A 12,034-nucleotide genomic window follows, 5' to 3' on the forward strand; every position below is an offset into this window, starting at 1 on the left:
GCTCAAGGAGGCACTATGAATAAGGTCGTAAGTTTTCTGGCATCGGAACAAAATCGCACGCGTCTTGTGAAGTGGTCCACCATCTTCATCGTCGTCGACGGGATCAGCACGGCTTTATTATTTCTTCTCGGGCTTCCGAGAAAATAACGTCGCCTGGTTGCGCCGTCAGGCGCAGCATTGGTTGACGATCATGCAGCCGTTTCACCTGGCCATCACATCATCGCACCGTCGCGTCGAGCTATCGCGCCGGTCCATCAAACTGCATCACGCTTCAAACAACCGCAACAACCCGTCGAGCCCCACGTAGTTAAACGCCACGCTGGCCGCTTCGCGTACTACCGGCTTCGCACGGAACGCGACTGAAAGTCCGGCTTCCGCCATCATCTTCAGGTCGTTGGAACCGTCGCCCATTGCAATCGCGCGGGACGGCTCGATGTTCAGTTGCCCACAGGTCTCGCGCAGCGTGCGCGCTTTGACATCGGCATTGACGATTTCGCCGAGCACTTTGCCGGTCAGCTTGCCGTCGACGATCTCAAGCGTATTGGCGCGCGTGAAGTCGAGTCCAAGCCGCGCCTTCAGCTTCTCGGTGAAGAAGTTGAAACCGCCCGAGACCAGCAGCGTTTTCAGCCCGGCTTCTTTTGCGCCTGCCAGCATCCGCTCGGCGCCTGGCGAGAGTTGCTGGCGTTCTTCGTACACGCGTTCGAGCGCGCTCGCGTCGAGGCCCTTCAGAAGCGCCACGCGGCGCGTCAGGCTTTCGTTGAAGTCCTTGATTTCGCCGCGCATCGAGGCCTCGGTGATCGCCGCCACTTCCGCTTTCAGGCCGCAGAAATCGGCGATTTCATCGATACATTCGATCGTGATCAGCGTCGAATCCATGTCCATCGCCACGAGCCCGAAGTCGCGCAAACGGCGGCCGCTTTCGACAAACGCGTAGTCCAGCCGATGTGTGCCGCAATAGACGTCGAGGTCGGGGCGCTGCGCGACATCCGCGTCGGCAATGCGAATCGCGGTCGCATCGATGACGGTCGCGTGCGTGCCGCGTGCGAGCGCGACGAGCGTCTTGTGGTGATCGGCGGAAAGAGGCGTGGGGCTTTGGATGACGAGGTTCATGAACGACGCATTGACGCGGGAAGTGATGCAGGAAAGGGCGAGCGCGAAGGGGGCGCGGAAAATGCCGCTATTGTAACGGCTCGGGGGCTAGGGGGCCGTCCTAGTGCTTTGCTGCCGCCGTCGAGCGCCTCTGCGCGCGTGAAACGCAAACAGGGCGTTGGCTCAAGTGCAATCCGCGTCCGCCCGGTTCATACTGACGCATCAAACCACGCTCACTGCTCACTGCCATTGCATGCAGAAGCCGCCGCGAGATTTTGGCGTGAAGTTCAAACGGACTTCATTGCACTGAAGCGCCGCGAAGCAGTGGCAACGCACAGCCAACGTACAGGCAAAGCACACGCAAAACGCAAAACGCAGCGAGCGCCCGACCAAAACACGCCCCGCAACACACGAGCACAGAAACACACGAGCACAGAAACACACAACAAGGAGACAACGCATGTCCACGGCGACCGCCGACGCAGCCACCCTCGCGCGCAACTTCGATCTGCGCCACCTGAGCCCCGAGTTCTATGCGGACCCGTACCCGGTCTATCACGCGCTGCGCGCTCACGAACCCGTCAAGCGGATGCCGGACGGCTCGCTCTTTCTCACGCGCTTTCGCGACGTGCAGGCGGTATACCGCGACCCGAGAACCTTCAGTTCCGACAAGACCGTCGAATTCCGTCCGAAGTACGGCGACTCGCCGCTCTACACGCATCACACCACGAGCCTCGTATTCAACGATCCGCCGCGCCATACGCGGGTGCGCAAGCTGATCGCCGGCGCGTTGACCGCGCGAGCGATTGCGGCAATGGAGCCGGGTCTGGTCCAACTCGTCGACGGTTTGCTGGACGCCGCTGCCGAGCGCGGACGCATCGACCTGATCGGCGACTTCGCGTCGGCGATTCCGGTGGAGATCATCGGCAATCTGCTCGACGTGCCGCATGCCGAACGCGCCCCGTTGCGCGACTGGTCGCTCGCGATTCTCGGCGCGCTCGAACCGTCGCTCACCGACGCGCAATTCGAGCGCGGCAACCGTGCCGTCAGCGAATTCGTCGATTATCTGCGCGGCCTGGTCGCGCGGCGCCGACGCGAGCCGGGCGATCCGCAGCACGATGTGCTGACGCGGCTGATTCAGGGCGAGGCCGGCGGCGAGCAATTGTCGGAAGAAGAACTGCTGCAAAACTGCATCTTCATCCTCAATGCAGGCCATGAAACCACCACCAATCTGATCGGCAACGGGCTCGTTACGCTGACCGAATGGCCGGACCAACGCGCGGCCTTGCTCGCCGAACCGTCGTTGATCGAATCGGCTATCGAGGAATGCCTGCGCTACGAGAGCTCGAACCAGCTCGGCAACCGCATGACGACTGTCGATACCGAAATCGGCGGCCAGCCGGTCGCGCGCGGCACGCCGGTCACGCTGTGCATCGGCGCGGCGAATCGCGATCCCGAGCAGTTCGCCGACCCCGACCGCTTCGATATCCGCCGCGAGCCGAACCGGCACCTTGCGTTTGGCTTCGGCATCCATCAATGCGCGGGGCTTTCGCTGGCGCGGCTCGAAGCGCGGATCGCCATCGGACGTTTCGTTCGACGTTTTCCGTCGTATCAGCTCGATGGCGAGCCGACGCGCGGCGGACGCGTGCGTTTTCGCGGCTTCGCGGAAGTACCGTTGTTGTGTCGATAGAAGGCGAGGCAGCAATACGCGGGACTCCGTAGTTCTTGCCGCCATCATGCAAGAGTTACAGCACGGCGCGCGCCGATGACGGCGCGCCCGCGCCGTGCGTCGGCAGAGTGCCGTGGCATGCTTGCTGCTTCTCCTAGATTCCAGGCCCAGGGGAGCGCACGATGGCACACATGATCTGGAAAGGCGCGATCAGCTTCGGCCTTGTCCACGTACCGGTGCAGTTATATCCGGCCACGAAATCGGAAAAGGTCGGCTTCAATCTGCTCGACAAACGCACGATCGATCCGGTCGGCTACAAGCAGATCAACAAGCGCACCGGAAAGGACGTGACGCGCGATAACATCGTGCGCGGCTTCGAGTACGAGAAGGACAAGTACGTCGTCCTGAGCGACGAGGAAATCCGCGCGGCCAATCCCGAGTCGACCCAGACCGTGGATATTCTCGCGTTCGTCGACGCCCCGGACATCTCCTTTCTCTACCTCGACACGCCTTACTTCCTGACGCCCGATCGCAAAGGCGAAAAAGTCTATGCGCTGCTGCGTGAGGCGATGAAATCATCGGGCAAGGTCGGCGTCGCAAGCGTCGTGCTGCACAACAAGCAGCATCTCGCGGCGCTGATTCCAGTCGGCCCCGTGCTCGCTTTGAACACGCTGCGCTGGGCCGACGAGGTCCGCGATTTCGACGAATTCAAGTTGCCCGCCGAAGGCGCCAAGGCCGCCGGCGTGAGCGCGCGCGAGCTCGACATGGCGCAGAAACTGATCGACGACATGAGCGACACGTGGGACCCGTCGAAATATCACGACACGTTCCGCGACGACATCATGGCGCTCGTCGAGCGCAAGGTCCGCGAGGGCAAGACGGAGGAAATCACCGACATCGAAGCGCCGCGCGAATCGCGTCAATCGGCGGATATTCTCGATTTGTCCGACTTGCTGAAGCGCAGCCTGGGACGCGGTAAGAGCAAGCCCGCGTCGGGCTCGCGCAAGCGTGCCGCGGACGATGAAGCCGCCGACGAAACTTCCGATGCGGACGAGGACAGCGGCTCGACGGCAGCGCCTAAAAAATCACGCTCGACGCGCACGTCTCGCGCCAGCACGAGCGGCGGCAAGAGCGGCCGCGCCGCGGCGAAATCGACGACGGCTTCGCGCAAACGCCGCGCGGCGGCATGACGACACTCCATGAACGACAGACTCGACCTCTATAACCGCAAGCGCCGCTTCGACGAAACGCCGGAGCCCGCGGGCACCGCCGCGAAAAAGCGCGGCAGCCGCGGCGCTACCCGGCCGACAGTCGAACAGGGCCTGTCCTACGTGATCCAGGAACACCACGCACGGCGTCTGCACTATGACTTCCGGCTCGAACTGAACGGCGCGCTGCTGTCGTGGGCCGTGCCGAAGGGGCCGAGCCTCGATCCGTCAGTGAAGCGCCTCGCCGTGCATGTCGAAGACCATCCGGTCGAATACGGGACATTCGAAGGCGAGATTCCGCCGGGCAATTACGGCGCGGGCACAGTCATCGTATGGGACCGCGGCACGTGGGAACCTGTCGGCGGCCCGGCCGAAGCGGCGCGCGCGTATCGCGCGGGCAAGCTCAAGTTCCATCTGCACGGCGACAAGCTGCACGGCGGCTGGACGCTCGTGCGCAGCCACATGCGCGGCGACGCGGACAAGGAACAGTGGCTCCTCATCAAGGAACGCGACGACGAGGCGCGCGACGAAAGCGAATACGACATTCTCGCCGAACGGCCCGGCAGCGTGCTGAGCGGCGCCGCGCCGTCTGCGGGGAAGGGAAAAGCCGGCAAGCAGAGCGCCGGCAAAACCAGAACCGCCTCGGTGCGCGGCGATCCGAAGCGCCCCGACATCGTCGCGACACGCAGCAGCGAGTCGCTGCGCGAACTCGCCGCATCGCCCGCGATAGAAGGCGCGGTGAAGGCCAAACTGCCTGCCTCGCTGAAGCCTCAACTGGCGACGCTCGTCGACGCGACGCCGCCCGGCGACGACTGGACATACGAAATCAAGTTCGACGGCTATCGCGTGCTGGCCCGCATCGACGCAAGCGAGAAAACCCGCGGCGTGCAGGTCTTCACGCGCGCGGGCAACGACTGGACCGCGAAATTCAGCAAGCAGGTGAAGGCGTTCGCGCAACTGGGCCTCGAAAGCGCGTGGCTCGACGGCGAAGCCGTGGTGCTCGACGAAAACGGCGTGCCGAGTTTCCAGGCGCTGCAAAACGCGTTCGATTCGAACCGTCCGCAAGACATCGTCGTCTATCTGTTCGACGTGCCGTTTCTCAACGGTTACGACTTGCGCGGCGTGCCGCTGCAACAGCGCCGCGCGATTCTGCGCGCGCTGCTGGAGCCCGTCGACGACAGCGTGCTGCGCTTTTCGAACGACTTCGAGTTCAGCGCCGACGATCTGCTGAAAAGCGCGTGCGACATGGCGCTCGAAGGCATCATCGGCAAGCGGCGCGACAGCGGCTATGTGTCCGGCCGCTCTGCCACGTGGATCAAGCTGAAGTGCCGTCGACGCCAGGAGTTCGTGATCGGCGGCTATTCGGAACCGTCGGGCAGCCGTGCGGCGTTCGGTGCGCTGCTGCTCGGCGTGCACGACAGCAAGGGCAAACTGCAGTATGCGGGGCGCGTGGGCACCGGTTTCGACGCCGCGTTGCTGCGCTCGGTGAAGAAGGAACTCGACGCGCACGAAACGAAGCGCATGCCGTTCGCGAGCACACCGCGCGAGCGCAGCCGCACGCCTGTGCATTGGGTCGAGCCGGTGCTCGTCGCGGAATGCAATTTCGCCGAATGGACGAGCGACGGCATCGTGCGTCAGGCGTCGTTCGTGAGTCTGCGCAAGGACAAGCCGGCGCGCCAGATCGTCAAGGAAGCACCACGCAAGGGGGACGACGTGCAACAGCAAACCGACATCGAGGCCGAGGTCGCGCCGAAAAAGCGTGCGGCGCGCGGCGAGGCCAACAAAACCGCCACCAAATCCGCCAGCAAAGTGGCCACGAAAACCGCGAGCAAAGTAGCCACCAAATCCGCCACCCAAAACTCAACCGAACCCACCGCACCGCGAGCCAAAAAATCCTCGCCCGCCGAAGTCGCCGGGGTCCGCATCTCGCATCCCGACCGCGTCATCGACAAGAGCACCGGCGCGCGCAAGATCGACCTCGTGCAGTACTACGAATCCGTCGCGCAATGGATGCTGCCGCATCTCGTCGACCGACCCGTGTCGCTCGTGCGCGCGCCGGAGGACATCGGCGGCGAGCTGTTTTTTCAGAAGCACACGCAGAAGCTGTCGATTCCAAACATCACGCAGCATCCCGGGCTCGATCCGGGTCATCCTCCGCTGATCACCGTCGATAGCGCGAAGGCGCTCGTCGGCGCCGCGCAAATGGGCACGATCGAATTTCATACATGGAACGGCGTGGCGTCGAACATCGAAAAGCCCGACCGTGTGGTGTTCGATCTCGACCCGGACCAGTCGCTCGGCTGGGACCGGATGATCGAGGCCGCGATGTTGACGCGCTCGCTGCTCGAGGAACTCGGCCTCACGTCGTTCTGCAAGACGAGCGGCGGCAAAGGGCTGCATGTGGTCGTGCCGCTCTCGAAACACGCGGGCTGGGACGAGGTGAAGGAGTTCTCGCAGGCCGTCGCGCAACACATGGCGAGCACGCTGCCCAAGTACTTCAGCGCGAAGATGGGCGCGCAGAATCGCAAGCAGAAGATTTTCGTCGACTATCTGCGCAATAACCGCGGCTCGAGCACCGTCGCCGCGTTTTCGGTGCGGGCGCGTCCCGGCCTCGGCGTTTCGGTTCCGCTTGCATGGGACGAGGTCGCGCAAACGACGGGCGGCGATCAGTGGAATATCGAGAACCTGCACGAGCGGCTCGACGAACTGAAGGGAGACCCGTGGGCCGATTATGCAAAGACGCGGCAACGCATTACGGCGGCGATGAGGAAGCGTCTGAGCGGCGCGTAGGTGAGGGTGGCTGCACACAGCCGGGCGTGGAGTATTTGGCCTATGTAGCCTATGTGGCCCACGCGGCGTATGTCACGTTGTGACGTATGTGGCGGAAATCGCGTGCGTGACGTTGGCGGCATACGTGCCATACGCGGCGTACATGCCATATGCGGCGTACTTGACACATACGGCGGCACGTCCTCACCACGTCAAACGCGCCTTCGCACACATAGCACATCGTGACATATCGCCTCTGCCGCATTCTTTCAGGCACCTCAAACGCAAAAAAGGAGCCCACTATGAAGAGCACACCGCAATCGTCCGACGGCGACAAGCAAGCCGATCCGCACGCACCGAAGAATCCTCAGTCGCTGGAGGAAGCCGCCGCGCCGCTGCCGCATGAGAACGACCAGAATGCCGAATCGCAGAACGACGAAGATCCGCGGCGCGTCGGCAAGCAGGCACATCGGGACGTCGAACGCGGTCTGCAGGACACGGACCGCCGCGGTGGCGGCGAATATCAGGAAAAGACGCAAAACGACGGGCACGCCGACACCAATTCGGACGACAGATCGACCGGCGCGGGCACCGGCAAACGCTGATTCGCGCGAGCGACGCTAGCTAGTCCGGCTCGACGTCCCAATAGGGCGGGTCGCCGAAATGAGCGGCGAGAAAGTCGATGAAGGCAAGCGTCTTCGGCGGTACGAACGCGCGGCTCGGATACACGGCCCAGATCGCCACCTGCTCGGCGAGCGGATAATTTTCGAGCACGCTGACCAGTTCGCCGCTGCGCAAAAGCGACGCGACGTCCCACGTCGATTTCAGCGCGATGCCGAAGCCGGCGAGCAGCGCATCGCGGATCACTTCGCCGTTGTCGCTGACGATGCGCCCGCTCACGCGCACGTCGAGCCGTCCGGCCGGCGTGTGGAAGGCCCAGTCGCGCTGGTCCGACAGAATGATGCATTCGTGCTGCGCGAGATCCGACGGATGATGCGGCGTGCCGCGCTCTTCGAGGTAGGAAGGCGCCGCGCACAACACACGCCGGTTGACCGCGAGCCGGCGCGCCACCAGCGACGAATCCTTCAGCGTGCCAATCCGGATCGCGACGTCGATACCGGCATCGACGAGATCGATCACCTGATCGGTCAGCCGCAGATCGACGCTCACGCCCGGATAACGGCGCAGGAATTCGCTGATGACAGGCGACACGTGCTGCCGTCCGAACGACGACGGCATCGACACGCGCAAGCGGCCTTGCGGCTCCACTTGGCCGCGTCCCACCGACGCGCGCGCGGCCGCCGCCGCGTCGAGCAGTGCTTCGGCACGCGTCATGAACACTTCGCCGTCTTGCGTGAGACTGATGCGGCGCGTGGTCCGATGCAGCAGCCGCGCGCCGAGCAGCTTTTCCAGTTGCGCGATGCGCGAACTCGCGACCGCCGCCGACAACCCGAACTCGCGTCCGGCCGCCGACACGTTGGCGAGCAGCGCGGCCCGCACGAACAGGGCGACGTCGAGCAGATCGAGGCGCTCGCGCTCGCCGGCAGCGGGGCGCGCATCACGCGATTGTGGAGCGGCAGCAAGGTCCATTCTTCGGAAAATCAAAAAGATGTTTCAGCGATTATGCCGCTTTTGTCGCAGTAAGAGGCGTCTTACGATCACGTCCACGGATCGACGGTTGTACTCGTCACACGCGCACATCGCCGGTCCTCGTCCTTCAACTCTGACCTGAACAAAACAAGGAGCCTGTATGAAAGCCGTCGGCCTCTACCGCTATCTGCCCATCGACCACGAAGAAGCGTTGATCGACGTCGAGATTGCGCAACCGCAAGCCACCGGACGCGACCTGCTGGTGAAAGTCGAAGCCATCTCCGTCAATCCCGTGGATACGAAAGTGCGCGCGCCGAAGGACACCGTCGAGAAGGAGCCGCGCGTGCTCGGCTGGGACGCCGCCGGCACCGTCGTCGCGGTCGGCCCGGAGGCGACGCTTTTCAAGGTCGGCGACCCGGTCTTCTATGCGGGCAGCATCACGCGGCCGGGCGCGAACAGCGAGTTTCATCTCGTCGATGAGCGGATTGTCGGACGCAAGCCGGCATCGCTCGATTTCACGCATGCCGCCGCATTGCCGTTGACCGCGATAACAGCGTGGGAAGCATTGTTCGATCGCCTCGGCGTCTCGCCGCAGGGCGCGCACGAAGGCCGCACGGTGCTGATTTTCGGCGGCGCGGGCGGCGTCGGATCGATCGGCATCCAATTGGCCAAGCAGCTCGGCAAGCTCAAGGTGATTGCCACGGCGTCGCGCCCGGAGTCGGCGAAATGGGCAAGCGAGCTGGGCGCGGATCATATCGTCGATCACTTCGGCGACATGCCCGCACAACTGAAAAAGCTCGGCATCGAGCAGGTTGACTACGTGCTGCTCTTCAACGACACCGACGCGAATTTCCCCGCCGCTGCCGAGCTCGTCAAGCCGCAAGGCGGCATTTGCACGATCGTCGAGAACAGCAAGCCGGTGCCGGTCGAACTGCTGAAGGCGAAGAGCGCCGCGTTTCACTGGGAGTTCATGTTCACGCGCTCGATGTTCGGCACGCCCGACATGATCGAACAGCACAAGCTGCTGACGGAGGTGGCGCGTCTCGTCGATGCAGGGACTTTGCGCACGACGGTCGGCCAGCACCTGGGCGCGATCAACGCGGCCAATCTGCGTCGCGCGCATCGCCTGCTCGAGGAAGGGCGCGTGATCGGGAAGCTGGTGCTGAGCGGGTTTTGATGCGTGCGTTGTGACGCGGCTTTAGACGAGCTGCTCGTGATGAGGGGCTTTTAACGCGGCTTTCGATCAGCGGCTTGTGAGGAGTGGCTGCTGACGCGGCTTCGATAAGCAGCTTCTCACGCGGCTTTTCATGAGCGGCTTGCGACGTGCGGCTGTTGACGCAACTTCGACAAGCGGCCCCCGATAAAACGCGTCAGCGCAACCGGGGTAACACCCGATGCCGCGCGAGCACGCGCGGCATCGCTTGGCGGTAGACTGGTAATGCATCATGCTAAAACGGTTGCGTGTCTCGCGTCCGTTGCCGGCTCCCGAACGCTGTATCTGGACCGTACCTGGGACCATGCGGGAGGGCCGGGCTCTGGCGGGCATGCAACGGCACAACAACGAGGTGACAGTATGAGCTCCAGCTTCAAACTCTCCGCCGTTCCAGTTGTCGCTTCTCTCGCTTGCGCGCTTTCTTGCGGCATGCTCGCGCCGGCCGCTCATGCGGCGACGCCGATCACGGTGACGTCGCAATCCGCGCTCGACGGTCCGATTCGCTACACGGTGCGCGTCACGTCGAAACAGTTCGGCAACTCGCAGGAAACCCGCACGATCCGCTCTGGCCAGTCGGACGATTTCACGTGGAAAACCGTGCCGCCCGGCGGCGCGGTGCCTGCTACCGATGCGTGCCCGAACTACGCGTCGCTGCCGCTCGACGCGAACGGCGCAATGATCCGCCAGACGCAGATTCGGCTCGCGCCGGTCGTCGGCGAAGACGGCACGGCGACCGTGCAACTGAGCTTCCAGGCGCACAAGCCGGACGGCATGAAGACGGTCACGGCCGGCGGCAAATCGCTCAAGTGTCCGAACGATGTCAGCATGAGCCAGGTCCTGCGTTTCACGATGCCCGTGAACGGCAGCACCAAATCCCTGACGCTCAGCGACGGCACGGTGGTCGCGATCAGCGCCAGGCGGTGAAGGGTTGGCCCGCGCTCGCCCGGCTCACCGCCGCCCAGCGCTCCGCTCCACCAGCCGCGCCGACAAAAACCGGTGCTCCGCCGAAAACAGCCGCCGGTAAGTAAGCAGCACGGCGCCCACGGTCCCGAGCGCCGACGACGCGGCGATCAGGAACATGATCACGATCTGATAGCGCACCGCCTGCAGCGGCGACTGGCCGGCCAGCACCTGGCCGGTCATCATGCCGGGCAGGCTCACGACGCCGACCACAGCCATCTGATTCAGCGTCGGCATCATGCCGGCGCGCACGGCCTGACGCGCGGGCGCCTGCGCGGCTTCCCAGCGGGTCGCGCCGAGCGCGAGCGCCATGTCGACGCGGTCGCGGCGCGCGGTCAACTCCTCGGTCATGCGTTCGATGCCGAGCGATACGCCCGTGAGCGTATTGCCGAGGATCATCCCGAGAATCGGAATCGCATACTGCGGCTCGTACCACGGGTGAATGCGGATCACGACGAAGAGCCCAACCGCGGCCACCAGCCACGAACTTATCCAGATCGACAGGACGCTGTCCACGCGTTGGCCCGGGTAAGTGCGGCTGCCGCGCTGCGCGCCCGCGAAGCCGGCAATCAGCGTCATCACGATCATCAGGGGCAGCACGACGAACCAGTGGTCGTAGCGAAAGACCCAACCAAGCACATAGCCGATCGCGAGCAGTTGCACGACGGTGCGCACGGCGGCCCATGCGAGCTTGCGCTCGAGATCGAGCTTCAGCGCAACCGATACCGCGCCGTTCACGACGATCAGCAACGCGGCGATCGCGACGTCCCAGAGCGTCAGGTTCTGCAAGGTCATCGGCTGGCTTCCTCGTGAGTGGAGGCGACGGCCGGTTCGTCGAGCACGCCAGCCTTCATCGTCAGATGACGCTCGCTCATGCGCGCGGCTTGCGCGGCGTCGTGAGACACCCAGATCGAAGCGCGCGCGTGCGGCGCGGCGTCGAACCAGGCGCGCACGAGTCCCTCGATGGCGTGCGACGACTCGGGGTCGAGCGACGCGGTGGGTTCGTCGAGCAGCAGCACTTCGGGCGCGAGTTGCAGCACGCGAATCAATGCGGTGATTTGCGCCTCGCCGCCTGACAGTTCGCTTGCGAGCTTGTCGAGGAAGCCGTTGCCGCGGCCTGCCTGCGCAACGAGACTCGCCGCCTGCTCGCGGTTAAAGCGCACATCGCGATACGCGCGCAGTTCGAACGGATAACGCAGATTGTCTTCGACCGTGCCATCGAGCAGAGCGGGCCGCTGCCGGATATACGCGACGTCGCGCCGATATTGCGGGATCGCGGCGCGCGCGACGGGTGCGCCTCGCCAGACGATGCGTCCCGCGTCGAGCGGATCGAGCAGGGCGAGCGCGCGCAGGAACACGCTCTTGCCGGAGCCCGACGGACCGGTGATGGCGACGCGGTCGCCGGCGTCGAGCGCGAAGCGCGTGGACTGCAGAAGCGTCTGGCCGCGCGACGGATCGCGCCGCACGATGCCGTCGGCGAGGACGAGGGGGACGTCGGTCATGACAATGGACGAGGCGTGAGAAAACGCGATGAGC

The 12,034-nt window shown here is 64.3% G+C and carries 10 protein-coding genes; 6 read left to right on the forward strand and 4 right to left on the reverse strand.

What is annotated here, in order from left to right; all coding sequences use genetic code 11:
- Positions 1-264: 264 nt before the first annotated feature.
- Complete coding sequence (gene serB, locus BGRAMDRAFT_RS11420) at positions 265-1,110, reverse strand: phosphoserine phosphatase SerB (protein WP_006048893.1); 846 nt, start codon at positions 1,108-1,110, stop codon at positions 265-267.
- Between the two features lie 439 nt (positions 1,111-1,549).
- Here serB and BGRAMDRAFT_RS11425 point away from each other — a divergent pair, with 439 nt between their 5' ends.
- The 4 genes from BGRAMDRAFT_RS11425 (at position 1,550) to BGRAMDRAFT_RS11440 (ending at position 7,340) form a co-directional block, all read left to right on the forward strand.
- Positions 1,550-2,779, forward strand: a complete 1,230-nt coding sequence (locus BGRAMDRAFT_RS11425) for a cytochrome P450 (protein ID WP_006048894.1) — start codon at positions 1,550-1,552, stop codon at positions 2,777-2,779.
- A 161-nt stretch (positions 2,780-2,940) separates the two neighbouring features.
- A complete protein-coding gene (gene ku / locus BGRAMDRAFT_RS11430) occupies positions 2,941-3,948 on the forward strand; it encodes a non-homologous end joining protein Ku (RefSeq protein WP_006048895.1) in 1,008 nt (335 codons plus the stop codon).
- Between the two features lie 9 nt (positions 3,949-3,957).
- On the forward strand, positions 3,958-6,756 hold the full coding sequence (ligD, locus tag BGRAMDRAFT_RS11435) for a DNA ligase D (RefSeq protein WP_006048896.1): 2,799 nt from the start codon (positions 3,958-3,960) through the stop codon (positions 6,754-6,756).
- 281 nt (positions 6,757-7,037) lie between these two features.
- Positions 7,038-7,340, forward strand: a complete 303-nt coding sequence (locus BGRAMDRAFT_RS11440) for a hypothetical protein (protein WP_006048897.1) — start codon at positions 7,038-7,040, stop codon at positions 7,338-7,340.
- A 19-nt stretch (positions 7,341-7,359) separates the two neighbouring features.
- Here BGRAMDRAFT_RS11440 and BGRAMDRAFT_RS11445 read toward each other — a convergent pair whose 3' ends face one another.
- Positions 7,360-8,325 (reverse strand): LysR family transcriptional regulator, encoded by a 966-nt coding sequence (locus BGRAMDRAFT_RS11445; RefSeq protein ID WP_006048898.1) that lies wholly within the window; start codon positions 8,323-8,325, stop codon positions 7,360-7,362.
- Positions 8,326-8,485: 160 nt separating this feature from the next.
- On the opposite strand from BGRAMDRAFT_RS11445, the gene BGRAMDRAFT_RS11450 reads away from it, so the two are divergent.
- Together BGRAMDRAFT_RS11450 and BGRAMDRAFT_RS11455 are read left to right on the forward strand one after the other, a co-directional pair.
- A complete protein-coding gene (locus BGRAMDRAFT_RS11450) occupies positions 8,486-9,502 on the forward strand; it encodes a zinc-binding alcohol dehydrogenase family protein (RefSeq protein ID WP_006048899.1) in 1,017 nt (338 codons plus the stop codon).
- A gap of 396 nt (positions 9,503-9,898) precedes the next feature.
- The gene (locus tag BGRAMDRAFT_RS11455; protein WP_006048900.1) at positions 9,899-10,462 is read left to right on the forward strand and encodes a DUF6013 family protein; all 564 of its coding nucleotides are present in this window, start codon (positions 9,899-9,901) and stop codon (positions 10,460-10,462) included.
- 24 nt (positions 10,463-10,486) lie between these two features.
- Here the strand turns inward: BGRAMDRAFT_RS11455 and BGRAMDRAFT_RS11460 are convergent, their stop codons facing one another.
- Together BGRAMDRAFT_RS11460 and BGRAMDRAFT_RS11465 are read right to left on the reverse strand one after the other, a co-directional pair.
- On the reverse strand, positions 10,487-11,293 hold the full coding sequence (locus BGRAMDRAFT_RS11460) for an ABC transporter permease (protein ID WP_006048901.1): 807 nt from the start codon (positions 11,291-11,293) through the stop codon (positions 10,487-10,489).
- The gene (locus tag BGRAMDRAFT_RS11465) at positions 11,290-12,000 is read right to left on the reverse strand and encodes an ABC transporter ATP-binding protein (protein WP_006048902.1); all 711 of its coding nucleotides are present in this window, start codon (positions 11,998-12,000) and stop codon (positions 11,290-11,292) included. Before BGRAMDRAFT_RS11465 ends, BGRAMDRAFT_RS11460 begins: the two co-directional genes overlap by 4 nt.
- Positions 12,001-12,034: the final 34 nt, after the last annotated feature.

This window comes from Paraburkholderia graminis C4D1M, from assembly GCF_000172415.1.
Classification (GTDB): Bacteria; Pseudomonadota; Gammaproteobacteria; order Burkholderiales; family Burkholderiaceae; genus Paraburkholderia; species Paraburkholderia graminis.